Here is a 26,632-nt window from a genome sequence, read left to right on the forward strand (position 1 = left end):
AAATAATATTTATATTTAGATTATACTATACATCAGTCTTCATGTAGTAGCAATAATTATCTCTGTTTTTTTAATCGAATTTCGTCAATCAATTCCCACACAAATGTATCTTTTTCAACTGTTTTTTGATCTTTAGATCCATATTGTCGAACATTAACTTCATTGTTTTCGATTTCCTTATCTCCAACTACTAATTGATAAGGAATTTTTTTCATTTGCGCCTCTCTTATTTTATAGCCCATTTTCTCATTACGATCGTCGATATGCACACGCACACCTTGAGATTTTAACTCATCATGAACTTGACGGGCGTAATCATAATGTAAATCGTTATTAACAGGAATAATCTCAACTTGTTGTGGTGCTAACCAAGTCGGGAATGCTCCTTTTGTTTCTTCAGTTAAAAAGGCAACAAAACGTTCCATTGTTGAAACGACACCACGATGAATAACTACAGGTTGATGCTGTTCTCCATCTTGCCCAATGTAAGTTAATTCAAATCGTTTTGGCAATAAGAAGTCAAGTTGTGCTGTTGATAATGTTTCCTCTTTACCCATTGCTGTTTTAACTTGAACATCAAGTTTTGGACCATAAAATGCCGCTTCACCTAACGCTTCTTCATATGGCAATCCTAGTTCATCGACAGCTTCTTTCAACATTTTTTCCGCTCTGTTCCACATATCGTCATCATCGAAATATTTTTCTTTGTCTTCTGGATCACGATAACTCAAACGGAATTTATAATCCTCAAAGCCAAAATCTTCATAAACATCTAAAATCATTTTTACAACACGTTTGAATTCATCTTTAATTTGATCAGGTCTTACAAAGATATGTGCGTCGTTTAAAGTCATGCCTCGAACACGTTGGAGTCCTGACACGGCACCACTTGCTTCATAACGATGCATTGTACCTAACTCAGCGATACGAATAGGCAATTCACGATACGAGTGCGGTTTGTTAGCGTAAATCATCATATGATGAGGACAGTTCATAGGTCTTAATACCATCGCTTCGTCTGCATCAAGTTGCATTGTTGGGAACATATCTTCTTGATAATGATCCCAATGGCCTGAAGTTTTATAAAGATCAACATTCGCCATCACAGGTGTGTAAACGTGGTCATACCCAAGACTTACTTCTTTATCAACAATATAACGTTCGATTTCACGACGAATTGTTGCGCCATTCGGTAACCATAGCGGTAAACCTGCACCTACAAGCGGACTATTAGTAAACAATTCCATTTCTTTACCAATACGTCTGTGATCACGTTCTTTTCGTTCTTCTAGCATTTTCAAGTGTGCTTTCAAGTCTTTTTTATCAAAAAATGCTGTACCGTAAATACGTTGTAACATTTTATTATTACTATCACCACGCCAATAAGCGCCAGCAGTTGATAAAAGTTTGAAAGCTTTAATTTTTGATGTTGAAGGAACATGGACACCTCGACAAAGGTCAGTGAACTCACCTTGACTGTAAAGTGTTACGGACTCATCTTCTGGAATGGCTTCTATTAATTCCAATTTGTACGGGTCGTTCGCAAAAAATGCTTTAGCTTCATCTCGTGAAACAACACGGCGTTCGATTTTTTGATTTTCATTAATGATTTGATTCATTGTTTTTTCAATTTTTTCAAAGTCATCACTCGAAACTTTTTCTTCCATATCAAAGTCATAATAAAAGCCTTCATTGATTACAGGACCAACACCAAATTTAACGTCGCCGTATAAACGTTTTAAAGCTTGTGCCATCAAATGCGCTGTAGAATGTCTCAGTACTTCCAAAGCTTCTTCACTACCTGGTGTAATGATTTCAAGTGTTCCATCCTCTTCTAATGGACGAGTCAAATCCACCATCTGTTGATTATATTTACCAGCAACCGCTTTTTTTCTTAACCCTGGGCTAATGGATTGTGCAATCTCTTCTGTAGTTGTACCATGTTCGAAAGCTTTCTCACTTCCATCTGGAAAACGTACTTTAATTTCTGACATAATGTTCCTCCTATCATTGATTGTCGTTAAAGTTTTGAAAATAAAAAAGACCCCATCCCAACAAAGGGACGAGGTCTTCGTGTTACCACCCTAATTTGCCATACATATCTCTGCAATGACATCTCTACATAAGATAACGGTCTTGATCCGGGTATTCATTACAAATACCAATCTATAGAGGGAGTAACACAAAGGGTTATGCACTACATTCTCATCGCCAGTAGCTCTCTGTACCATAACTTCCGTTCGTATCGTATCCTCAAACTTTAAAATCAATATTTATTTATCCTTATTATAACGCTAAAATTTATTTTTTCAATGCTTTCTATAATTTTCTCCTTCTAATAAATATGCTTCACTTAAAGTTTTGACACGTTCCATAATACGTTTCGCTTTCATCACATCTGTCCCATTTTTTGTGGTCGCCAAATGATCTTCTAATTCTTGTAAACTCATATTCGAACTGAAAAATGTTGGGAGTTCTTGAATCATTCGATAATGTAAAATAGGACCTAAAACTTCATCACGTACCCAAGGCGTCATATCTTCTGCACCTAAGTCATCTAAAAAAAGAACTCGTGCTTCACGCACTTGTTGAATACGTTTGGAAGTAGAACCGTCTTTAAAACCATTTTTTAATGTACGTATAAATTCAGGCACATAAATAATCATTGAAGGTACACGGTTATCCTTCAATTCGTTCGCAATTGCACCCAAAATAAAGGATTTCCCTGTGCCGAACTCTCCGTATAGGTATAGTCCTTTCACAGGTCGTTTATCAATCATCGCATCAATCATATCATCCAGCCTCATAGCTAAATCCAAGCGATTACGTCTCGTCATATAAATGTCCTTAATTTTAGCATTGAGTGTATCTGGATGCATATGGAAAGATGTAATCATACTTTTAGCATGTTGCTCTTCGTCATGTCTTATTTTGCATGGACAAGGTTTATAACGAATTTTAATATGTTGGTTTTCTATATAAAGTTCAGGTATATGACCTTTAACAAAGTTTGGGCAGTTCTCGTACGTGTGCGAACCATCATAATGCTTTTGTTGATCTTTATATTCTTGAAGAATATTTAAATCTTCATCAATCATTCTGTTCGTTACTTCTGATTGATGCGCATTCAAAAAAGCTTTTACATCTGGATCATTTAATACTTGTCGTTTAATCTCTTGTATTTTTTGATCAAGGTTTTGATGGTTTCCCATAATACTATTGAAACTTTTCATTAATCTTCACCTGCCCGTCTTTTATTTTTTAGTTTATTAAGAAACGCCTCTCTATCCTTTGCTAACGCTTCTTGATCTTCTTCTTTTTGTTGATATTCTTCTGGATGTGTAATCCAACGTGGCTGTTTTTCTGATGGTGCATGACGGTAGCCACGCTTTTGATTTTGAGCAGTGGATTCATAGCGTTTTTGATTTGCATTATCTTGATTTTTTTGAACTTCCATTGCTTTATCATACGCTGTTCGTGCATCGGTTACACCACTTTTTTTCCAAGTCGATGCAACAGAATAAACATATTTTTCTGGTAAATTATTATCCGTCTTTTGCATCACAAACTGTAATAAAATATTAATAACACCAAAACTAAATCCTTCTCGCCGCATCAATTCCTCTATCATCTCTTTTTGATAGCGTGGCGGTTCAGATCCTCCATAAGATGTTAGCATAACAATCGGACTTGTATGATCCATTAAATCAAACCATTCATCCCAGTTTGACACTTCAACGGCTTCAGTTGATTGTTTTGATTCATCACTTGCAAGTTCAAGATTCTGTGCTTGTAACGCTGGCAATTCTTGCTGATGTTCCATAAGGTAATAGCTTTGTGCCTGTTTTCTTAAGTTTGTAACTGACAATGATTGATCGGCATTGAGTGATTTTAAAATAATTGCTTTCATCACATCCGGTGATAAACGATATAATGTTGCCAATTGGATAATTAAAGATTTCGTTGGCTCTGAAAGAATATTCTTACTTACATAATGAGATTGTAACATGTCAGCTAACAACTCAAAATCAAAGGAAACGTCTGTTAAGTCCAAACCTTCATATTGCCGTTCTTTAAGATTTTCATCTTGTGACACCAATTGATATTTTGGCACTTTAAATACATCTGTAAATTTTTTAGTTACTTCTGTATAACCTGATAGATCTTTAGATGTAGGTATAAACGTTTTTTTAATTTGATGATAGCGTTGTTGACCAACAACCTCGTAAAAGTATATAGATAACATTGGATCGTTAAAAAAACGCTGTGCTGAAGGAGGTGGCAATAATTCATAAACGAACTGAGTTGTATTCTCAGATTGCTGAACAAAGGTTTTTAATAGTCCTATTCCTTCAAGTAAATCTAAAAACTCTCTAAACTGTCTTAAGCCCATTTTTAATTCTGACATCATTGTATAATGGGTATAACCTTCTTCAAAAGATACACCTTCAAATTGGTTTAAAAATTGATATACGCCAATTGCTTCAGCACCAATTAAAGGTGTGAACAAACGACTTAACACATCGTAATGAACCGCATGAAAATAGAAACGGCGCATGACGACAAATCCATCGTGTGGACTTAATTGGCTTTGATAAATGAATTGACTCATTATTTATTCACTCCGCTTGTTTTCTTTCAAAATCCCCTGCATTGATTTCAATAACTGATCAACATCTTTAAATTCTCGATAAACGGATGCAAAGCGCACATAAGAAACTTGGTCAACATGCATCAATAAATCCATCACGTGCTCCCCTATTTCCCGCGATGAAATTTCAGCAATACCGGATTCGCGTAATTTCCATTCAACTTGATTCGTAATTTCTTCGAGTTGTTGGAATCGGACGGGACGTTTTTCACATGAACGTACAAGTCCGTTTAAGATTTTCTCTCTGTTAAATTGTTCTCTTGTACCATCTTTTTTCACAACAATGAGCGGACTCATCTCTATATGTTCAAAAGTAGTGAAACGTGTCCCACAATGTTCACATTCACGTCTTCTTCTAATGGCATTCATATCATCTGCATGTCTCGAATCTACAACTCGAGATTGCGTATGATTACATTTTGGACATTTCACGACTTTGTCACCTCTTCATCTTAATTTTGTTTAATTATACTACAAACCTATTTATTTCAAAAGTTACGCCTATTTTAACGCAATTGAATTCGCAATTTTCCTTATTTGCACAAAAAAAGCTGAGACAATTTCAAAATCGTCTCAACCTTTATATTGATTTTAGTTATATTAATAATTTGTTGTAAGGTGTTCTCAGTCTCATGCCAACTTATTGACACATCGTATTATTATGCGACTTTGACTTTGAGTTGTGATGCGATTTGCTGTAATACATCGACAACTCTTGTGGAATAGCCCCATTCATTATCATACCATGCGAGTACCTTAACTTTCTTATCCCCCATTACAATCGTAGACTCAGCATCAATAATTGCAGAATGCGCATCAGTCGTAAAATCATCTGAAACCAACGGCTCATCAGAAATTGCAATAACTTGATCTAAATCATTCTCTCTAAAAACACGATTAATATCTTCTTTTGTAACTGTTTGTTTTAAATCAACAACTAAGTCAACTAAAGATACATTTTTAGTTGGTACACGTAATGCCATACCATGTAATTTGCCCTCTAACTCTGGTAAAACGAGTGATAATGCTTTTGCTGCACCAGTCGAAGTCGGAATAATACTTTCAAAGGCAGCACGTGCGCGTCTTAAATCTTTATGCGGATTGTCCAAGTTATTTTGGTCATTTGTCACAGCATGAACCGTTGTCATTAAACCATTTTCAATCCCAAAATGATCATTCAAAATTTTTGCGACAGGTGCTAAACAATTTGTTGTACAAGAAGCATTACTGAACACATCATATTGCATGACGTCTAATTCATGATCATTTACACCTTTCACAATTGTTTGCACTTCGCCTCCTTTTGACGGTCCCGTTAAAATTACTTTTTTTGCCCCTGCTTTAATATGAGCATTTGCTTTATCACCATGATTAAATTTACCTGTTGCTTCAACTACAATATCAATATCAAGCTCACCCCATGGCAAATTTTCAGGATTACGATCTGAAACGAGTTTAATTTCTTTTCCATCTACTTTAATACCATTTTCAGTTGCTTCAACAGTCTGATTAAAGCGACCGTGTGTTGTATCATATTTAAGAAGATGGGCTATCGTTTCAGGTGGATAACTTGCATTTAAAGCTACTACTTCTACATCTTCTCTATTCAATGCTACTCTTAAAACCATACGGCCAATTCGCCCTAAACCATTAATCGCAATCTTTGTCGTCATGATAAAAGCACTCCTTAATAATGTGTTATACTTATAGAAATTAGTATATCATATTAAAGTCGATTTGAAACCGTTTTCTTTGATAATTTTTTCTTATTGCTTTCAATAAATAACATTTGATGTTTGTGTTTTTCATATATATCATTCAAATCGTTTGATGAATTAAAGATGCTCTATAGTGAAGGCCCTATCTCTGAAACATTTTTGTCCATAATTAAATAGCTCCATCTTCAAGAAAGTGAGTCACAATTTTATAATAAAAAAGCAACGCACCGTTGTAACATATCGCGCATGCCAAAAATGCTAAATAATGTTTTGACATGCGCTACAACGTGGCGTTGCTGAAAAATCATATTAAGTTGTTATATCGTTTTATTAGAATCATCATCAGCATTTAAATAGCCTTTTTCCGCTAATAGTTGTTCTAAATTTTGTTTTAATTCAAGCTTAGAGCCTAAATTGTCAATAACGACATCGGCCATTCTGCTCTTTTTATCAATGGAAATCTGACTGTATATACGTGCTTTAGCATCATCAATTGATAACTGATTTCTTTCCATTAACCGATCTATTTGAATCGGCTCTGATGCATAGACAAGCCATACTTCGTCAACTGTATCTTCAAGTCCATTTTCATACAATAATGGGATATCCATGACGACATCATGGCCTTCAGCTAGATAATGATCTCGCTCTTTTTGCATCAATTCACGCACAATCGGATGAACGATTTGATTCAGTTGTTTTCTTTTTTCATCATCATAAAAAACTTGTTGTGCAATATAAGCGCGGTCCATTTCGCCATCTTCATTAATGGCTTCTTCGCCGAACTGTTCCTGTATTTGTCGTAAACCTACAGAACCTTTTTCGACAGCTTTTCGAGATGCAAGATCTGCATCAACAATTTTAAATCCATGAACTTCCAATAACGCTGCAACCGTGGACTTGCCTGTTGCAATCCCACCTGTTAATCCAATTACTTTTGGCATAATCTCCCTCTTCCCTATCTTTGGCAAACCGGACAAAAATGTGTATTACGTCCTGCTATAATCGCCGTTTCTATTGCCGAGTCACAAGACGTACAGTTTTTCTTCTTATAAACATTTAAATAATCTTGCATTGTTCCTTTTTGTCCATCTGCATGAACATAATCTGAGACGCTTGTCCCACCATTCAAAATACCCATATTAAGCACTTTCACAACACTATCGAATACTTCAGTTTTTTGTGCATCTGATAGCTGATTCACTGTCGTGTTAGGATTCAACTTCGCATCAAATAAAGCTTCACACGCATAAATATTGCCACATCCGGCAATCACACGATGGTCTAAAATAAATGCCTTTATTGCCATCCTTGAATATTTTTTTTCATTACTTTTAGACAGAAAATGTGCTAAAGCCTCATCTTCAAATGGCTCTGGTGCTATTTCTAATAAAGATGGATAATCCATTAATGCTTCAACATTTCTAATTTCACCAAAACGACGAATATCACTATACACTAGTTTCATACCATTTTCTAAGTGAAAGACCACTTGCCAATGTTTTCGATAGTTTAATATCGGTATATCATCGATTTCATTTACGATAAAAAATCCACCAGCCATGCCTAGATGAGAAATTAACATACGTTCTAATTGTTCATGTTGAATCTCAAATAAAATATATTTACTTCGGCGCTGAATATTTGTAATCGTATAGTTCACTGTATATCGTTTAAAGTCGTCAAGACTTATACCTTTTATAATCGTTGCCTTTCCATTTTCTTTTCCTAAAATAACAGGTTGAGAAAAAGACACATCAATAATCTTTTGGTTTAAAGCAAATGGTTTGATTCCTCTTGTGACGTGTTCAACTTCTGGTAATTCTGGCATTTTCGAACTGACCTACTTTCTATTTAGCATCATACCATGTACGCCCATAATCTGATTCTACACTTAACGGAACATCCAATTCTAACGCATTTGCCATAATATCTTCAACAAATTTGCTAAATGCTTGCACTTCATCTTTCGGAACTTCAAAAATAAGCTCATCATGCACTTGTAATAATAGTTTGGCATTAAAATCGGTCTCACGAACTTTTTTATCAAAATTAACCATGGCCAATTTAATAATATCTGCTGCACTACCTTGAATTGGAGAGTTCATCGCAGTTCGTTCTGCGAAACCTCTCTTATTAAAGTTTCGACTCGTAATATCTGGAATATATCTTCTACGCTTTAGAAGCGTTTCTACATAACCATGTTGTTTCGCATCTTGAACAATATTATCCATATAGTCTTTCACGCCAGGAAAATGGTCCAAATAATCATCGATAAAACGTTGCGCTTCTTTTCGACTGATACCCAAATTTTGACTCAAGCCGTAATCACTAATACCATAAACGATTCCAAAATTAACAGCTTTCGCTTGTCTTCTCATCATTGACGTTACTTGATCTGCATCAACATTAAACACTTTCATCGCTGTCGTCATGTGAACATCTTCTTCGTCGATAAATGCTTTTTGTAAAGTCGGATCTCCTGTAATATGCGCTAAAACGCGTAATTCAATTTGAGAATAATCCGCAGCTAAAATAACGTAATCATCGTGGCTTGATTTAAACGCTTTACGTATTTTGCGACCTTCTTCCAAGCGAATTGGAATATTTTGCAAGTTTGGATCGACGGAAGACAGTCGACCTGTCTGTGCAAGTGTTTGATTAAAGCGCGTATGAATTCGTTGATCATCCCAAATTACTTTTTGTAAACCTTCGACGTATGTCGACTGTAATTTAGAAAGTGTGCGGTAAGTTAAAATATATTCAATAATCGGATGTTCACCCTGAAGCTTTTCAAGAACATCCACCGCTGTGGAATAACCTGTCTTCGTTTTTTTAATAATCGGTAACTTTAATTTTTCAAATAAAATGACACCTAACTGTTTTGGTGAATTAATATTAAAGGGCTCTCCCGCTAGGTCGTGAATCGCTTGAATCAAATCATCCAGTTGTGCTTGTAAATCTTGTTCCATATTTTTTAAAGTCTCGACATCTGTATAAATCCCTACTGCTTCCATTTCACTTAATATTGAAGCGAGTGGTAGTTCAATTTCAGATAACAGCACTGTTTGTTGATGAGCCTCTAAAATTTCCATCATTTGAGGTTGTACTTCATGAATTGCATCTAAAATAGAAGCAATATGTACGTACAAAATTTCATCTTTTGGTACGTGATAAGATTTTCCTTTACCATAAATGGCAATATCGTCTTTTACATAAGTACGTTTAAAATGAGATACAACTGAAGCAATGTCATCTATCGTTCTAGAAGGATCAATAATATAGCTTGCAAGCATCACATCAAAGCGAATATTTTGAATTGCAATCTCATTTCGTTTCATTGCGATATATGTTTTTTTCGCATCATAGACCCATTTCTCGGTCTCTTTATCTTCTAACCATTGGACTAAATCTGAATGCGCTTTTAACTGATTAAATGGGATGACGAAATAATTTTGTCCATCGAACAAACCAAATGTGAGTAAATCATCTTTTAAGTAATTAGGTCCTGCAACCTCAACATGGATAGCTGCTTCTTTTAATTGAGTCAAATCTAATTTTGAAATATCTTGTGTGACTTTAAATTCTTTTGCCGGTGCCTCTTGAATTGTTTCAATATCGATTTCTTCTAATAGTTGTCGAAATTCTAGTGTTTTAAATAGTGACACTTTTTCTGATTCATCGATTTCTTGTGGTCGTTTAACATCGTTTAATGTCACTGTAATCGGGCTTTCACAATTGATAGTTGCTAATTGCTTACTCATTAATGCATCTTCACGACTGTTTTCAAGTTTTTCTTTTAACTTTTTACCAGTCACGTCATCAAGATGCGCATAAACACCTTCAACGGTTTCAAATTGATTTAAAAGCTTGATTGCTGTTTTTTCACCTACACCAGCAACACCAGGAATATTATCTGATGTATCTCCCATCAATCCTTTTAAATCTATAATTTGCTTAGGTGTTAATCCATTATATTTTTCTGAGATAAAGTCCGGTGTATAGTGATCGACGTCCGTAACCCCTTTTTTTGTATAGTAAATTGTGACATTATCTGTCGCTAATTGAGTCAAATCGCGATCACCTGTAATAATAATGGTTTGCATACCTGCTTCATCAGCAGCTTGACTCAAGGTACCGATAATATCATCAGCCTCATAATTTTCTAACTCGTATCGCTTGATTTGATAAGCATCTAGCAGTTGACGAATATAAGGTAACTGTTCACTAAGCTCAGGCGGTGTTTTTTGACGGCCTCCTTTATATTCTTTATACGTTTCATGTCTAAATGTCGTTTTTCCAGCATCAAACGCAACTAAAAAGTGAGTCGGTTGTTCTTCTTTTAAAATCTTTTCTAGTAATCGTGCAAAGCCATAAACGGCATTTGTATGAATGCCAGCTTTATTTTTTAATAATGGCAAGGCATAAAATGCTCTAAAACTTAGACTATTACCATCTATTAATATGAGTTTATCCACGCAATTCCCTCCATTATCGTTTGTCCTTATTTTATCATATTCAGGCATAGAGGTGTCATCTAACTCTTTTATCAGCATACACCACTTTTGATTAAAAAATAGGCTGTTGTGATGATCACATTATCAATCAATACATAAAAAGAATGAGCGATGATAATTAAGATTTCTTTAAACCCTCCATTTGGGGCATTTATGAAATCTAATTGCCACTGTAACGTCAAAATTTAGCTTTGCTGTTTTCATTACAGTTTCATCGTCTCATTCTCTTGTGATGCGCTGTCTCTATTTTAATATTACTCAGGCAATACAACTTTAAATTTTGAGCCTTTACCTAATTCTGACTCTACTTCAATACTTCCTTGATAGGATTCAACAATGTGCTTAGTAATCGATAGCCCTAAACCTGTGCCACCGGATTCTCGACTTCGCGCTTTATCCACCCGATAAAATCTTTCGAAAATACGGTATTTTTCTTGTTCATCAATTCCAATACCTTGGTCAATGACTTCGATAACAGGATGCATGTCATCTCGATAGACTAATAATCTCACAGTACTGTCTTTTGGAGAATAATTGACGGCATTTGTCATTAAATTTACAATCACTTGCGAAATTTTACCTTCATCTGCCATCGCAAAAATATGTGGTTCAATTTCATCAACTAAGCGTATCGATTTTTCATTGGCAATATGCTCTATTACAGAAAAAGAAGATTTTGCGACTTCAGAAAGATCAATCCGATGTTTTTCAACCGTCGTATTTTGCTCAATTTTAGACAAATCAAGTAAATCTTCTACTAAAGATTGAATTCGATTTGACTCTTTCAAAATAATATTGAGAAACATATCTAAAGATGCTTCATCATTTTTCGCACCTTCAATCAATGTCTCTGTAAAACCTTTCATAGACGTGATCGGTGTTTTGAGTTCATGAGATACATTGGCTACGAAGTCTCTTCTTAAATTTTCAAGTTTCTTGAGCTGCGTAATATCATGAAGTACAATAACCATCCCTTGTAAATGTTTTTTTGTTCGAGACAATATAGGCACGCACGAAGTATCGAAAAATTTTTGATGAATATGATTGATTAAGATTTCAACTTGTTCATATACCGCTTTTTCAGTTCGAAAACCTTCTACAACGAGTTTTTTCAATGTTGGATGTAGATATTTCTCATAATCTTGATTTTCAACATTATGTGACTCGTTAAAAATCGTATAGTAAGTTTGATTGGCTACCACAATTTTCCCACTTTTATCTATCATCAAAACTGCACTTGGGATATTCTCGAGTGTCGTGACTAAACGATTGCGTTGAATCTTTTGTTCGCTATTCAGTTGTTCCAATCTTCGTGCTAAAACATTAATCGTTACATAAAGCTCTCTCATTTCTTTAACACTACTCTCAGGAACTCTCACTCGATAGTTACCGTCAGTGAGAAGTGAGGCAGCATAAGAGACTTCATTTATCGGTTGGATATATGTTCGGTTGATATAACGCACTGTAAAAAAGATAAGTGCGATGATAAACATACCAACTAAAATTAAATACTTCCAAAATTGTAATTGCAATTCGTAAACCATGTCAAAAGAGCCATTAATCAATAACGTCGTATCATCTTTACGATAACCAAACCAATATTTTTTTGTTTTAGCATCCAATTCATATGCATTATTGTCACTTTTTAATTGTTGTAAAACTTGCTTTTCTTTTTGTGATTCTATTTTATCGTGATTCGTCTTAAATTCCGTTCTTTGCCCTTTTTCAATAATAAGCATGTTCGTATCATAAATACGTGCAAGTTCTTGGATGCGTTGGGGGTTATTTTCTTTATTTAAAGTGATAATTTGTGTCGCTTCTTTTATTAAAGACTTTTTCTCATACTCTACTGACTTTAAATAAATGCTATTATGCACGATAAATCCTAATAAAAGAAAACTTACAACAGTGATCGTTGTAAGTATAATTAAAAGCTTGTGATAAAATTTTATCATTTATTTTGGTCGCTCCAATTTATACCCTAAACCACGTACTGTTTTAATCAACTGGGGCTGTTTCGGATTCTCTTCAAGCTTATCTCGTAAATGACTAATATGGACATCAACAATTCTAGAATCACCCGCAAATTCATAATTCCAAACTGAATTCAGCATATGTTCACGTGTAATGACACGGCCTTGTCGTTCGACTAAATATAATAATAATTCAAATTCTTTAGGTGTTAATTCTAGTAATGTATCATTACGATAAACTTCAAAAAAGTCTGGACGAATTCTAATATTGCCAATGACAATATCTTCATCCTCGTCTTCATTTTTTACAGAATCAACGACAGATGAACGACGCAAAATCGCTTTGACACGTGCGACAACTTCTCTTGGTGAAAATGGTTTGGTCATATAATCATCTGCACCTAATTCAAGACCAAGCACACGATCAAATTCGTCATCTTTTGCAGTTAACATTAAAATGGGAACTTGATTTTTATCTGATCGAATCGTTTTGCAGACTTCTATACCGTCTTTTTTTGGTAACATGACATCTAAAACAATTAAATCGGGCTTTGTTTCTTTTTCTTTTTGCAATGCTTCCTCACCATCTTGGGCAATCTCAACTACATACCCCGCTTGCTCAAGATTATATTTTAATAATGTTACGATTGATTGTTCATCATCAACGACAAGCACTCTTTGAGCCATACATCTACCTCCTTATGATATTAATTTCATTATAACTTAAAATGAACCCAAAAATAATATATAGTTAAGTAACTTTACAATAACTTAATGTAATGTTAATAATTTCAATATAAAAGCGGTTCGTTATACATGGATACATTAAATAGAACTTTTTACACTTTACAATAAGCGCGATTAATGAAACTTACTTTCGCTATACAAATACTTTAAGTAAATAATAATGATGGCATTGAAACGAAATAGAGCGTCTCATTAAAGGTTGAATTCGAGTCACTAAAAAAGGAATCAAACGAGATCTTCATTATTACATTGAAGTCTCGATCTGATTCCCATTGTATATCATCTTATTGATTAAAGATTTTTAATTAATTCGTCTGCAAATTCAGATGTTTTAACTTCAGTTGCACCTTCCATCAAGCGTGCAAAATCATAAGTTACAACTTTAGAAGCAATTGTTTTTTCAACTGCTTGCGTAATCAAATCTGCAGCTTCTTGCCAACCTAAATGTTCTAACATTAATACACCTGATAATAATACAGAAGAAGGGTTAACTTTATCTAAGTCTGCATATTTTGGTGCTGTTCCGTGCGTTGCTTCGAAAATAGCATGACCAGATTCATAGTTAATGTTTGCGCCTGGTGCAATACCGATACCTCCGACTTGTGCAGCAAGGGCATCAGAAATATAGTCACCATTTAAATTCATTGTTGCCACTACATCATGATCAGCTGGACGTGTTAAAATTTGTTGTAAGAAAATATCCGCAATGGAGTCTTTAATAATAACTTTACCGTCTTTTTCAGCTTGATCTTGAATACGGTTAGCTTCATCTTTACCTTTTTCATCAACTAAACGGTCATATTGTTGCCAAGTGAAGACTTGATCACCAAACTCTTTCTCTGCTAAATCATATCCCCATTGTTTAAAGGCACCTTCAGTAAATTTCATGATATTCCCTTTATGCACAAGCGTTACAGATTTACGTTGATTGTCTAAAGCGTATTGAATTGCAGCACGTACTAATCGTTCAGTCCCTTCTTTCGATACAGGCTTAATACCAATACCAGAAGTTTCAGGGAAGCGAATATTTTTTGCGCCCATTTCATTTTGTAAGAAATCAATTACCTTTTTAACTTCATCTGTACCTTCTTTGAATTCGATGCCTGCATAAATGTCTTCAGTATTTTCACGGAAGATGACCATATCTGTATCTTGTGGTCGTTTCACTGGTGATGGCACACCTTGGAACCAGCGTACTGGACGTAGACATGTAAATAAATCCAATTCTTGGCGTAATGCAACATTCAATGAACGGATACCTCCGCCGATTGGAGTTGTTAAAGGTCCTTTAATCGCTATCAAGTATTCTTTGATTGTATCAAGCGTTTCAGAAGGTAACCATTCACCTGTTTGATCATATGCTTTTTGTCCTGCTAGCACTTCTTTCCATGAAATTGCTTTTTCTCCAGAATATGCTTTTTCAACAGCTGCATCAATAACACGACTCGCTGCTTTCCAAATATCAGGCCCGATACCGTCACCAATAATAAATGGAATGATAGGTTGATTAGGGACTTGTAAACCATTATCCGTTTTTACGATCTTTTCACTCATTGTTATATACCTCCGAATTTTAAATCATCTTAAATGCAATAGGTTTAGCGTTCTTGAATTGGAACATATTTACGATCAACTTCACCCACATAAGTTGCACGTGGACGCATAATTCTATTATCTCTAAGTTGTTCTAAAATATGTGCAGTCCACCCTGAAGTACGACTGACTGCAAAGATAGGTGTAAAGAGATCATGTTCTATCCCCATACTATGATAAACAGTCGCACTATAGAAGTCTACATTAGGGAGTAGACCTTTTTCTTCTTTCATAATATCAGCAATTTTAACTGACATTTTGTATAGATCACTTTGACCTGTCTCATCCGTAATTTTACGACTCATTTCTTTTAAATATTTGGCGCGTGGATCACCATTTTTATAAACACGATGACCAAATCCCATAATTTTATCTTTGTTTTTAAATGCTTTTTCTAGATAAGGTTCAACATTATCAATAGAGCCGATTTCTGTTAACATCTTCATTACACGTTCATTTGCTCCACCATGTAAAGGCCCTTTAAGTGAACCTACCGCTGCAGTGATACCTGAATACATATCAGATAATGATGATACGGCACATCGTGCTGTGAAAGCAGACGCATTTAATTCATGATCAGCATGTAAAATTAAAGCTTTATTGAAACCTTCAACTTCAACATCTGTCGGTTTTTCGCCACGTAACATATATAAAAAGTTTGCTGCATAGCTTAATGATGCATCCGGTTTTACAGGTTGTTTCCCATCTCTTACTCGAGCAAATGATGCAACAAGTGACGCAATTTTTGCTTGAATTCGAATCGCTCTTTCTTGCAATGCTTCTTCCCCATTATCGTCCGCATTTTCATCAAAATGAGCGAGATAAGAAACTGACGTACGTAACGCCGTCATTGGATGTACCTCATCTGTCGTATATTCTTCAAAATGACTGTACATTCTTGGATTTAAAGTCATATACTTAAATAATTTTTCTTTTAATTCAGATAATTCTTGTTCTGTAGGTAATCGATAATTCCACAATAAGAAAATAACCTCTTCGAATTGTGCGTTTTCTGTCAGGTCATCAATATCATAACCTGCATAAGTTAATTGACTGTCAATAATTGAGCTGATTTTAGTTTCAGCAGCGATTACCCCTTCAAGACCTCTCATTAATTCTGCCATATGAATTTCCCCTTTACTTTATATTCGTTCTTTGTAATGGCTTTCATATATTATTATAGCCAATATGAAGCAATTTGTGAACATTTTAAGAACGGTCGTATTTAAAAATAATCTTATTTCAAACTCAGAAATATATATTTCATATTTTTCGAAAACCCTGATATAAAACGTTTTCTTTTGTCTTTTCATCCGTAATCATTACATCAATGCACGATTATTTGCATTCCTTATCATTCATAATAAAAAGATTTGATGACTTGGATTTATTAAAATTTCACGCTTTAAGTGCAATATCACTTTTTATGTAACTCTTAAACAAAAACAAAAGGGCGAAACTACGGTCTAAATTTTATATTTAGATACCCTAGTTTCGCCCCCACAAACACTCGAAATAATTAATATCGGTTATCGATTTAAAAAATCATCTCGCTGTGTTCCGTTCTTACTTATTACGAATTCTATTTAATTTTAAAGTACGTTGGCATAACCTTCATAAACTTTACCTTGCGCTGCATCTACCGTTACTAAAATACCACTTGGGATCGTTTTAGCTACATCTTCAACGCCTACTACAGTTGGAATACCTTTTTCTAACCCTAAAATCGCACTTGAAGATGTTAAACCTGCTTCTTCTGTAACGAGCGCGACTGCTTGATCTAAATAAGGCACCATTTTTTCATCAACTGAAGGTGTTACGATAACAGCTTGCTCAAGATTTTGTCCCTCTAATTCTGATGCATCATTCACAACTACTGTTCTTCCAACAGCTGAGTTACGTCCGATGCCTTGCCCGTTTGCTAAATCTTCACCGATGAGATGTAATTTCATTAAGTTTGTAGTTCCTGATTCACCAGTCGGTACACCTGCTGTGATGATGATTAAATCACCTTTTTCAACACGTTCTGTTTCAATTGCTGTTGCAACTGCATTATTTAACAACTCATCTGTTGTGTAGTTACCTTCACGTACAACAGGATAAACGCCCCATACAAGTGTACATTGACGTGCTGTTGTTGCGAATGGTGTCACTGCAATAATGTCTGATTTTGGTCTGTATTTTGAAATAGTACGTGCTGTTGTACCACTTTCAGTAGCAGCAACGATTGCGTTTACTTTTAGGTTCAACGCTGTGTGTGCAGCAGAAACACCAATTGCATTTACAAGTGAAGTTTCTACAAGTTTTGTACGATCTGATAAGAGCTTTTTATAATCTTGTGCTTGCTCAGCAGCGTATGCAATGTTATTCATCGCTTTAACTGCTTCTTCTGGATAAGCACCTGCAGCTGTTTCACCAGATAACATAACCGCATCTGTACCATCGTAAATAGCATTGGCAACGTCTGAAGCTTCAGCTCTTGTCGCACGTGGATTGCGTTGCATTGAATCTAACATTTGCGTTGCAGTGATAACAGGTTTACCTAATTTATTACATTTACGGATTAAATCTTTTTGAACAATTGGTACTGTTTCTGGTGGAATTTCAACGCCCATGTCGCCTCTGGCTACCATTAAACCATCAGAAACTTCAAGAATTTCATCTATGTTGTCAATACCTTCTTGGTTTTCAATTTTAGGAATAATACTGATTGTATCGTTTTTCACTTCTTCTAAAATTCTACGGATTTCTAAAACGTCACTTGAACGTCTTACGAAACTTGCAGCAATAAAGTCAACATCTTGGTCAATACCAAAGCGAATGTCCTCTTCATCTTTTTCAGTAATACCTGGCAAGTTCACACTCACGCCTGGTAAGTTCACACCTTTTTTATTTTTAAGTTCACCAGTGTTAAGAACTTTACAGTGTACTTCACCCGCAGCGTGATCAATTGATTCAACTTCTAATTCAATTAATCCGTCATCTAATAAAATAAATGAACCGATTTCAATATCATTAATTAATTCTTCATATGTGACAGAGAACTTTTCCGGTGTACCTTCTACTTCATGCATACTTACTGTAACATGCGAACCTTTTTCTAATGTAATCACACCATTTTTCATATTGTGCGTACGAATCTCAGGTCCTTTCGTATCAAGTAAAATACCAATGTTTTTTTCTAACTTTTTCGCTACTTTACGAATTGAACGGATACGTGCTGCATGCTCATCATGAGAGCCATGAGAAAAGTTTAAACGCGCCACGTTCATGCCGGCTTTCATTAACTTTTCTAACATATCTTCTGATTCTGATGCTGGTCCAATCGTACAAACGATTTTAGTTTTTTTCATTTGGAAATGCCTCCTAAAATTAAATAGATAATTCTTTAGTTAATTCTAACATGTGTTGATTAATTTGATGCTCGGTTGAATTGAATATCGTATCAAAATCTGTCGCTGTAAGGCGGTTATCTTTAATACCAACGCCCTTCGCTGTTTCACCATCCATAAGAAGCTCAACAGCAAAACCACCTAGTCTAGAAGCGAGTACACGGTCGACACCTGTAGGGCTACCTCCACGTTGAATGTGTCCTAATACAGATACACGTGCGTCTACATTGATGAATTTTGTCAATTCACCAGCACATGCTTGGCCTGTCATACAACCTTCTGCAACAATGATAATGGAATGCTTTTTACCTCTATCGATTCCTTTTTGGATTTTTTCAGCAATGTCTTGAATATCAACTTTTGTTTCTGGTAAGATGATTGTTTCAGCCCCTACTGCTAATCCAGACCATAAAGCAAGGTCACCACAATTTCGCCCCATAACTTCTATGATAAATGTACGCGCATGGCTTGAAGCGGTATCACGAATCTTATCGACAGACTCTATAATTGTATTCAGTGCTGTATCAAATCCAATTGTAAAGTCAGTACCATTAATGTCATTATCAATCGTACCTGGAATTCCAATCGTTTGGATTTCTTTACATTCTTCACTAATACGTTGCGCACCACGGTAACTACCATCACCGCCAATGACAACGAGCCCTTCAATGCCTCGTTTTTTAAGATTTTCGATTCCTTTTTGACGTATTTCTTTTTCTTTGAACTCTGGGCAACGTGCTGAATATAAAAATGTTCCTCCACGTTGAATTGTATCACCCACAGTACCAAGCTCTAGTTTGCGAATATCATCATTGATAAGGCCTTGATAACCTTGATAAACACCATAAACTTCAATATCATGATAAATCGCTTTTCTTACTACAGCACGAATTGCTGCGTTCATCCCTGGAGAATCTCCACCACTCGTTAAAACTGCAATTTTTTTCATGTAGACATACCCTTTCTTGCATAGTTGTTAAGTTAAAAATACCATAATTTGATGAAGCATTCCATCAAAAAAAGGTACAAATAAAAATGAAAACGGTTTTTTAATATGAATTCATGAATCCGCCACAAATGGCGTTTTCATAACATTTTCATTTAAAAATTAACCAAGTTATAATTCAATTTTATTTTATATTACGACTCCATTTTTGGTATTGCCAATTTAATGTTTAGTTGATGCAATTAGGTGTAAATTTAATATAAAAACAGTAACAAGTGAACTGTATAGATTTACTAAGATAAAAGTGAGTACTTCTTAAAAGGTATTTCAGATTATCTCATTTGCCTCTATTACGTCACCTGTTGTCAAGAACAACTGTACCGTTCAATAGTGTAACTTTTTTAATTGAGCGCTTCAAATAATAAATATAATTAAGCCAAATCAAAATGAGAGATGTGTTCCCTTAAAGTACTTAATCAAGATGAAATTGAAATACAATGGTAAATAACTGCATATTTACTTTAAAAAGTTAAAACCCGAGGTTTCTTTAAAAAATCATCTCGGGTCTTATCTCAGATTTATCCTATTCAAAATTTCTACAATGATACAATAATTATCGTTATACAAACTTCACATTATCTGTATACTTTAAATTCAAAATAAACGATAGATTTTATTCTACAAAAGATCCAATATTTCGGAACTTCTCGAAACGATTCTCTTTAATCGCTTCAGGCGTCATATTTTCAAACGACTTTAAATGGCGCGTGAATTTTTCTTTAATGCTTTTACCTAAAGCTTCCGCATCGTGATGTGCACCACCAAGTGGTTCTTTGACCACTTCATCAATTATATTAAGCTCTAATAAATCATAGGCCGTAATTTTCATAGTTTCCGCCGCAATTTTCGCTAAAGCACTATCTTTCCATAAAATGCCAGCTGCACCTTCAGGAGATATGACAGAGTATGTACTATTTTCTAACATTAATAATCGGTTACTCACACCTAGACCAAGTGCACCACCACTTCCTCCTTCTCCTATAACAATAGAAATCACAGGAACAGTGAGGCCCGCCATATCGACCAGATTACGTGCGATGGATTCACTTTGACCGCGTTCTTCGGCAGCTTTACCTGGATAAGCACCTTTCGTATCGATAAATGTAAAAATCGGACGGTTGAACTTTTCCGCTTCTTTCATCAACCTTAAAGCCTTACGATAGCCTTCTGGATGAGCCATACCGAAGTTACGATAAATATTATCTTTCGTATCTTTCCCGCGTTGATGTCCAATTACTGTTACTGGACGGCCATCTAAATAAGCTAATCCACCGATAATCGCCGGATCATCTCTGAAATTTCGATCACCGTGTAATTCAATGAAATCATCAAATATAAATGGAATATAGTCCAAAACAGTGGGTCTCTCAGGTAATCTTGCTATTTGTACACGATCCCAAGGTTTCAAAGATGTATAAATTTTTTCTTTTTCTGTTTGTAATGCTGCTTCAAGAATCTCAATTTCATCAGACAAATCAACATCATTTTTTGCCTGAGTCTCCTGTAAAGATTCAATTTTGTTCATAATATCTTGAATTGGTTTTTCAAAATCAAGCATTACTTTTTCACCTCACGATGCATATCAAATAATGTAGCAAGTGTTTTTTTCATTTCGCTACGGTGTACAACCTTGTCCAATTGGCCATGTTCCAATAAAAATTCAGCAGTTTGAAAATCATCAGGTAGTTTTTCGTTAATCGTTTGTTCAATCACGCGTCGACCTGCAAAGCCAATCAGAGCTTTTGGCTCAGCTAGATTGATATCTCCAATAGAAGCGAAACTTGCAGAAACCCCACCAGTTGTTGGATGTGTCATATAAGAAATAAATAATAAGCCAGCATTTGAGTGCTTTTCTAAAGATACACTCGTTTTAGCCATTTGCATCAAAGAAATAATACCTTCTTGCATGCGAGCACCGCCAGAAGCCGTGAATAAAACAAACGGCAAACGTTCTTCGGTACAATGGTCAACAATACGACAAATTTTTTCCCCGACAACTGAACCCATACTCCCCATTCTGAATCTTGGGTCCATGACACCTACTCCAAATTTATTCCCATTAAGTTCAGCAGTGCCTGTTACAATTGCTTCATTTAATCCTGTTTTTTCTTGGTCTTTTTCAAGTTTTTCTTCATAGCCAGGAAAGTTTAATGGATTTGCAGAGGTCATCCCCTTATCAAATTCTTCAAAAGTCCCTTCATCCGCAATGGCATCGATTCGATCATATGCAGAAAGTTGTATATGATGATCACAATTAAAACAAACATTTAAGTTTTCAGTTAGCTCTTTTGTATACATAATCTTTTTGCAGTTAGGACATTTTGTCATGATGCCTTCTGGAACTTCATTCTGTTTTGAATCTTGAACCGTAACATATTTCTTCTTTTTAGAATTACGATTAAAAAAATCTTTGAACATCTCTATTACCTCCACATAACCATTGGCTACCAATCAGCTTATTTTGACTTTTTTAAATCAGTAAGTGATAACGTTTTTTCGTATACCGCTTCTGGATCAACTTCGATTCTAGCGACACCTGATTCCATTGCAGCGCGTGCAACTTCTCTTGCAACTGAAGGTGCTACACGATAATCGAATGGTCCAGGAATCACATAATCTGCATTTCTTTCTTCATCTGTTATTAAATTTGCAATCGCTTCAACAGCAGCTTGTTTCATATCTTCATTGATATGTGTTGCGCGAACATCTAACGCACCGCGGAATATCCCTGGAAAAGCGAGTACGTTATTGATTTGATTTGGAAAATCAGAACGGCCTGTACCGATGACTTTAGCCCCTGCATTTTTAGCTTTATCTGGTGTGATTTCTGGATTTGGATTAGCCATCGCAAAAATAATAGCATCTTCATTCATTGATTTCACCATGTCTTCTGAAAGCGCATCTGCAACTGATACACCAATGAAGACATCTGAGTCTTTAATGACGTCTTCTAATTGACCTTCTTGCTTGTCTTTATTTGTCCATTTCGCAACAGTTTCTTTAGTAGGGTTCATACCATATGATCTACCTTCGAAAATAGCACCCTTTGAGTCGCACATAATCATATTTCGAACACCATAGGAATATAATAATTTAACAATAGCAATACCTGCTGCGCCTGCACCATTTAAAATCACTTTAATGTCAGCTAAGTCTTTGTTTACAATTCTAAGCGCATTAATAAGCCCAGCAACAGTTACGATTGCTGTTCCATGTTGATCATCATGAAAAACAGGGATTTTTGTTTCTTTTTTCAAACGTGCTTCGATTTCAAAACAACGCGGTGCAGAAATGTCTTCTAAATTGACGCCACCAAAATTAGGTTCTAAAAGTTTAACGGTACGGATAATTTCTTCTGTATCATTCGTTGATAGAGATAACGGAATTGCATCAACACCAGCAAAACTTTTAAATAACACAGCCTTACCTTCCATAACAGGGATACTAGCTTCGGCGCCAATGTTTCCTAATCCTAGAACAGCTGTCCCATCTGAAATGACAGCTACAGTATTACTTTTCATTGTGTAATCATAGACACGGCTTGGTCGTTCATGAATATCTTTACAGGGTTCAGCTACCCCAGGTGAATAGGCCAAACTAAGTTCTTCTTTATTTGTTACTTTAACCTTTGGACAAACAGCTAGTTTACCTTGATTTTCTTTATGCATATGCAATGCATCGTCTCTTAAAGACATTCACCATCATCTCCAATTATAAATTCATTATTTTATGAATAAGTCCTTATTTTATCGCCATTATAATATAGCACATTCTAAAAACATGTCAAAGTGACCTTCTGCCACGGAGTACATAGAGGGTACCCTACAAAATTATATACCATTATAACAAACGAATATGTTGTGGTTCAATCGCTTTTAATAACTGGGTCAGTTGCTCAGAGTTCTTTTCAATATGACCTATAGGTTGAAATTGATTCGATGATTCGTTGTAAAAGTAGACGGGCACTGTAGCTTTCGATTGTGTTGAAAACAGTTGATTTTGTATATCTTCCGGTACTTTTTCTCTAATCACGATTCGCTTCACTGCTTTCATCTTTTCCTCTACATATTTTTCAAGCGGACTTATCTTTTGAATTACCATTTGCATCTTTTCATTTCTTTTTTCAAATTTACCCCAAACAATGTAATAAGCATTTTCTTGTATAAGTTGCGCGAAACTTTGAAATACTTTTGGAAAGATGACACCATCTACGGTGTGTTCACCATCATTCAACTCAACAAAGGCCATTTGTTGTCCTTTCTTTGTTCGAATAACACGAATCGCATCCATTGTTACTAAAATAGGTTGATTGATTAATTTGCTATTTAATTGGTAAATTCCTAGATATTGCTTTTTCACAAATTGTTTCTCCACTGGATGCATCGACACGTAAAAGCCAAGATATTGCTTTTCATAGTCACTTAACTGTTGTTCTGGCATTTCTTCCGTTTCTAGGTAATCTCGTTTGATAGTCGCAAACGTATCTACAAAACTTTGATCAATATCACTGTTAGAATCGGTCACTTTATCTATTGACTGTAATAGCGTCGCTCTATTCTTGTCGAAACAATCTAAAGCCCCAGTTAAAATAAGTGCTTCGAGTAATCGTCGCGTACGTATCCGATTAGGAATGCGAACACAAAAATCAAAAAAGTCTTTAAAAGGCCCATGCTCGATGCGCTCTGAAACAATAGCTTGTACACTTTGATATCCAATCCCTTTTATAGCACCTAATGAGATATAGACACCTTTTTGTGTGGCTACATAGCGCCATTGACTCCAGTTAATATGCGGACCATGAATTTTAATCTGCTGTTGTTTAGCTTCTTGAATCATTAATTGTGTCTTTGCTTCGTTTCCAATGACATTACTCAATATGTTGGCATAAAAATAAGTTGGATAGTGTACTTTCAAATAAGTCATGATATAAGCGATTTTTGAATAACTAACGGCATGGGCTCTAGGAAAACCGTAATCAGCAAATTTCAATATTAAATCAAAAATTTGACTGCTCAACGCATTGGCATATCCTTTCTTCATCGCACCATCCATAAAATGCTGGCGTTCATTTTCTAATACTTCTCTATTCTTTTTGCTCATTGCACGTCTTAAAATATCAGCTTCACCATATGAAAAACCTGCAAATTGACTCGCAATTTGCATAATCTGCTCTTGATATATAATCACGCCGTAAGTCCTTTTTAGAATCGGCTCTAAATCTGGATGTAAATATTGAACTTGAGAAGAATCATGACGTCGCCGAATATATGTTGGAATTTCTTCCATCGGTCCAGGCCGGTATAAAGAGGTCACAGCTACTATATCCTCAAAATGCTCTGGCTGTAGTTTTTGCAACACACGGCGGACCCCGTCTGACTCTAATTGGAAAATACCTGTCGTATCGCCTCTTGAGAGAAGACGAAATACTTCCTTGTCATCAAAAGGAATTTCCTCAATATTTAAGTCAGTTTTCATATCATGTTTAATCTGTTTGATGATTTGATGAATGATTGTGAGATTACGTAATCCTAAGAAATCAATTTTTAATAAACCGATTCTTTCAGCCTCAGTCATCGTCCATTGGGTTAAAAGCCCTGTGTCACCTTCAGTAAGTGGAATGGATTCGTATAATGGCTGATCATTGACAATAACACCCGCTGCATGCGTAGATGTGTTTCGAGGTAAACCTTCAAGTTTTTTACAAAATTCGAACCAACGTTCATTTCTATGATTTCGATGCACAAATGCTTTAAAATTCTCTTGTGCATAAGCTTCATCGAGGGTCACACCTAATTTACTGGGAATAAGCTTAGATGCTTCGCTCAATGTTGCTTCATCAAATCCCATCACTCGCCCCACATCTCTTGCCACTGCTTTGGCAAGCAAATGCCCGAAGGTGACAATACCTGCCACACGATAATCACCATATTTGTTTTGTACATATTGGATGACTTTTTCTCTTTGTGTATCTTCAAAGTCGATATCAATATCTGGCATTGTGACACGATCAGGGTTAAGAAAGCGCTCAAAAAGCAAGTCATACTTCAAGGGGTCAATGGTCGTAATATTGAGCAAATAACTGACCAAAGACCCTGCTGATGAACCCCGACCCGGACCTACCATGACACCATTTGATTTGGCATAGCGGATTAAGTCACTCACTATGAGAAAATAATCGGCATAACCCATTTTAGTGATAACTTGATATTCATATTTTAACCGTTCCATATAATTCGGTTTTGATAAATCCTTATTTTGTAATGACTGTTCCAATACACGCCATAAATAATAATCAGCAGAGCTACCATCAGGAGTTTGAAACTCTGGGAGCAACGCTTGATGATACTCAAGTTTTGCTTCACATAAATCTGCGACCTCATCAGTAGATTTCACATATTGTGCATCGTTTTCTGCTTCACTCAATTCATTTATAGTAAACATATGACGTGATGGTCCGTCTTCATTGTCTATAAAATTCACCTTTGTGTTGTCACGAATGGCATTTAAGACTTTTAATGTTTCTTTATCTTCGGCTTTCAAATAATACGCACTTTCCAAATAAACCTGAGGTATAGAACGGTCTACAACAGAATGGTGATCCACATAATATGAACTTTCTATAGGCATTTCGTCTAACCAATGCAACGTTTGCTCAGTCATATTTTTAAAAATAACAACATTATGTTGTAGATAAGCTTGAATATCGTAAATTGATACTTGTTCCCGTTGATTGACTTGAATATCTGTTGACAATTGAAAAAGATTTTTCAAACCTTCGTTATTTTTAGCGATGAGGACCACTTCTAAAACGTTCAGCTGGTCTGTTATATAAATCGTCATCCCTAGCAATGGTTTAATGCCATTTTTAGTACACTCGTCATAAAATTGAGGCACACCATACATGACGTTTAAATCTGTAATCGCTATAGCTGAGTAGCCTATGTCAATCGCACGCGCAATTGCCCCTTTAATTGTTATACTTGAATTTAAAAGCTCATATGAAGTATGAATATTTAAATGGGCAACCATCGTAGA

The 26,632-nt window shown here is 35.4% G+C and carries 18 protein-coding genes; all 18 read right to left on the minus strand.

Translation table 11 applies throughout. The features are described 5' to 3' along the window. Positions 1 to 56: 56 nt before the first annotated feature. The 18 genes from thrS to C1H58_RS05490 all read right to left on the minus strand — a co-directional run bounded on the left by thrS (position 57) and on the right by C1H58_RS05490 (position 26,626). The gene (gene thrS / locus C1H58_RS05405; protein WP_050330707.1) at positions 57 to 1,994 is read right to left on the minus strand and encodes a threonine--tRNA ligase; all 1,938 of its coding nucleotides are present in this window, start codon (positions 1,992 to 1,994) and stop codon (positions 57 to 59) included. 315 nt (positions 1,995 to 2,309) lie between these two features. Further along, on the minus strand, positions 2,310 to 3,233 hold the full coding sequence (gene dnaI / locus C1H58_RS05410) for a primosomal protein DnaI (RefSeq protein WP_050330706.1): 924 nt from the start codon (positions 3,231 to 3,233) through the stop codon (positions 2,310 to 2,312). After that, positions 3,233 to 4,612 carry a replicative helicase loading/DNA remodeling protein DnaB gene (locus C1H58_RS05415; protein WP_165545572.1) on the minus strand — a complete coding sequence of 460 codons (1,380 nt, stop codon included), beginning with the start codon at positions 4,610 to 4,612 and terminating at the stop codon, positions 3,233 to 3,235. Before C1H58_RS05415 ends, dnaI begins: the two co-directional genes overlap by 1 nt. Positions 4,613 to 4,615: 3 nt before the next feature. Continuing rightward, positions 4,616 to 5,083 (minus strand): transcriptional regulator NrdR, encoded by a 468-nt coding sequence (gene nrdR / locus C1H58_RS05420; RefSeq protein WP_050330704.1) that lies wholly within the window; start codon positions 5,081 to 5,083, stop codon positions 4,616 to 4,618. Positions 5,084 to 5,310: 227 nt separating this feature from the next. After that, positions 5,311 to 6,324, minus strand: a complete 1,014-nt coding sequence (locus C1H58_RS05425) for a glyceraldehyde-3-phosphate dehydrogenase (RefSeq protein WP_165545573.1) — start codon at positions 6,322 to 6,324, stop codon at positions 5,311 to 5,313. A 362-nt stretch (positions 6,325 to 6,686) separates the two neighbouring features. Beyond that, positions 6,687 to 7,313, minus strand: a complete 627-nt coding sequence (gene coaE / locus C1H58_RS05430) for a dephospho-CoA kinase (RefSeq protein WP_165545574.1) — start codon at positions 7,311 to 7,313, stop codon at positions 6,687 to 6,689. Positions 7,314 to 7,327: 14 nt separating this feature from the next. Next, positions 7,328 to 8,200 (minus strand): bifunctional DNA-formamidopyrimidine glycosylase/DNA-(apurinic or apyrimidinic site) lyase, encoded by an 873-nt coding sequence (gene mutM / locus C1H58_RS05435; RefSeq protein ID WP_165545575.1) that lies wholly within the window; start codon positions 8,198 to 8,200, stop codon positions 7,328 to 7,330. 19 nt (positions 8,201 to 8,219) lie between these two features. Next, positions 8,220 to 10,847 (minus strand): DNA polymerase I, encoded by a 2,628-nt coding sequence (polA, locus tag C1H58_RS05440; RefSeq protein ID WP_165545576.1) that lies wholly within the window; start codon positions 10,845 to 10,847, stop codon positions 8,220 to 8,222. Positions 10,848 to 11,140: 293 nt separating this feature from the next. Further along, the gene (gene pnpS, locus C1H58_RS05445) at positions 11,141 to 12,841 is read right to left on the minus strand and encodes a two-component system histidine kinase PnpS (protein WP_165545577.1); all 1,701 of its coding nucleotides are present in this window, start codon (positions 12,839 to 12,841) and stop codon (positions 11,141 to 11,143) included. Then, positions 12,842 to 13,546 (minus strand): response regulator transcription factor, encoded by a 705-nt coding sequence (locus C1H58_RS05450; protein WP_050330698.1) that lies wholly within the window; start codon positions 13,544 to 13,546, stop codon positions 12,842 to 12,844. A 351-nt stretch (positions 13,547 to 13,897) separates the two neighbouring features. Further along, positions 13,898 to 15,160: an NADP-dependent isocitrate dehydrogenase gene (gene icd / locus C1H58_RS05455; protein ID WP_050345520.1), complete on the minus strand. Its 1,263-nt coding sequence runs from the start codon at positions 15,158 to 15,160 to the stop codon at positions 13,898 to 13,900. A gap of 44 nt (positions 15,161 to 15,204) precedes the next feature. Then, positions 15,205 to 16,323 (minus strand): citrate synthase, encoded by a 1,119-nt coding sequence (locus C1H58_RS05460; protein ID WP_165545578.1) that lies wholly within the window; start codon positions 16,321 to 16,323, stop codon positions 15,205 to 15,207. A gap of 468 nt (positions 16,324 to 16,791) precedes the next feature. Beyond that, a complete protein-coding gene (gene pyk / locus C1H58_RS05465; RefSeq protein WP_060829781.1) occupies positions 16,792 to 18,552 on the minus strand; it encodes a pyruvate kinase in 1,761 nt (586 codons plus the stop codon). A 19-nt stretch (positions 18,553 to 18,571) separates the two neighbouring features. Then, the gene (pfkA, locus tag C1H58_RS05470; protein ID WP_050330695.1) at positions 18,572 to 19,540 is read right to left on the minus strand and encodes a 6-phosphofructokinase; all 969 of its coding nucleotides are present in this window, start codon (positions 19,538 to 19,540) and stop codon (positions 18,572 to 18,574) included. Positions 19,541 to 20,210: 670 nt separating this feature from the next. After that, positions 20,211 to 21,155: an acetyl-CoA carboxylase carboxyltransferase subunit alpha gene (locus C1H58_RS05475; protein ID WP_165545579.1), complete on the minus strand. Its 945-nt coding sequence runs from the start codon at positions 21,153 to 21,155 to the stop codon at positions 20,211 to 20,213. Then, entirely contained in the window at positions 21,155 to 22,015 is an 861-nt protein-coding gene (gene accD, locus C1H58_RS05480) for an acetyl-CoA carboxylase, carboxyltransferase subunit beta (protein ID WP_050330693.1), read from the minus strand. The genes C1H58_RS05475 and accD overlap by 1 nt, the downstream gene beginning before the upstream one ends. Positions 22,016 to 22,053: 38 nt before the next feature. Beyond that, positions 22,054 to 23,292 (minus strand): NADP-dependent malic enzyme, encoded by a 1,239-nt coding sequence (ystJ, locus tag C1H58_RS05485; protein ID WP_165545580.1) that lies wholly within the window; start codon positions 23,290 to 23,292, stop codon positions 22,054 to 22,056. A gap of 145 nt (positions 23,293 to 23,437) precedes the next feature. Further along, positions 23,438 to 26,626, minus strand: coding sequence for a DNA polymerase III subunit alpha (locus tag C1H58_RS05490; RefSeq protein WP_165545581.1), 3,189 nt, complete (start codon positions 26,624 to 26,626; stop codon positions 23,438 to 23,440). Positions 26,627 to 26,632: the final 6 nt, after the last annotated feature.

The sequence above is a fragment of the Staphylococcus sp. 191 genome (assembly GCF_011174885.1).
Classification (GTDB): domain Bacteria; phylum Bacillota; class Bacilli; order Staphylococcales; family Staphylococcaceae; genus Staphylococcus; species Staphylococcus coagulans.

Excerpts from the sequence above, each read along its gene's own strand:
- thrS (WP_050330707.1), bottom strand. The coding sequence starts at position 1,994 with ATGTCAGAAATTAAAGTACGTTTTCCAGATGGAAGTGAGAAAGCTTTC.
- dnaI (WP_050330706.1), bottom strand. The coding sequence starts at position 3,233 with ATGAAAAGTTTCAATAGTATTATGGGAAACCATCAAAACCTTGATCAA.
- C1H58_RS05415 (WP_165545572.1), bottom strand. The coding sequence starts at position 4,612 with ATGAGTCAATTCATTTATCAAAGCCAATTAAGTCCACACGATGGATTT.
- C1H58_RS05425 (WP_165545573.1), bottom strand. The coding sequence starts at position 6,324 with ATGACGACAAAGATTGCGATTAATGGTTTAGGGCGAATTGGCCGTATG.
- coaE (WP_165545574.1), bottom strand. The coding sequence starts at position 7,313 with ATGCCAAAAGTAATTGGATTAACAGGTGGGATTGCAACAGGCAAGTCC.
- mutM (WP_165545575.1), bottom strand. The coding sequence starts at position 8,200 with ATGCCAGAATTACCAGAAGTTGAACACGTCACAAGAGGAATCAAACCA.
- pnpS (WP_165545577.1), bottom strand. The coding sequence starts at position 12,841 with ATGATAAAATTTTATCACAAGCTTTTAATTATACTTACAACGATCACT.
- C1H58_RS05450 (WP_050330698.1), bottom strand. The coding sequence starts at position 13,546 with ATGGCTCAAAGAGTGCTTGTCGTTGATGATGAACAATCAATCGTAACA.
- icd (WP_050345520.1), bottom strand. The coding sequence starts at position 15,160 with ATGAGTGAAAAGATCGTAAAAACGGATAATGGTTTACAAGTCCCTAAT.
- C1H58_RS05460 (WP_165545578.1), bottom strand. The coding sequence starts at position 16,323 with ATGGCAGAATTAATGAGAGGTCTTGAAGGGGTAATCGCTGCTGAAACT.
- pyk (WP_060829781.1), bottom strand. The coding sequence starts at position 18,552 with ATGAAAAAAACTAAAATCGTTTGTACGATTGGACCAGCATCAGAATCA.
- pfkA (WP_050330695.1), bottom strand. The coding sequence starts at position 19,540 with ATGAAAAAAATTGCAGTTTTAACGAGTGGTGGAGATTCTCCAGGGATG.
- C1H58_RS05475 (WP_165545579.1), bottom strand. The coding sequence starts at position 21,155 with ATGCTTGATTTTGAAAAACCAATTCAAGATATTATGAACAAAATTGAA.
- accD (WP_050330693.1), bottom strand. The coding sequence starts at position 22,015 with ATGTTCAAAGATTTTTTTAATCGTAATTCTAAAAAGAAGAAATATGTT.
- ystJ (WP_165545580.1), bottom strand. The coding sequence starts at position 23,292 with ATGTCTTTAAGAGACGATGCATTGCATATGCATAAAGAAAATCAAGGT.
- C1H58_RS05490 (WP_165545581.1), bottom strand. The coding sequence starts at position 26,626 with ATGGTTGCCCATTTAAATATTCATACTTCATATGAGCTTTTAAATTCA.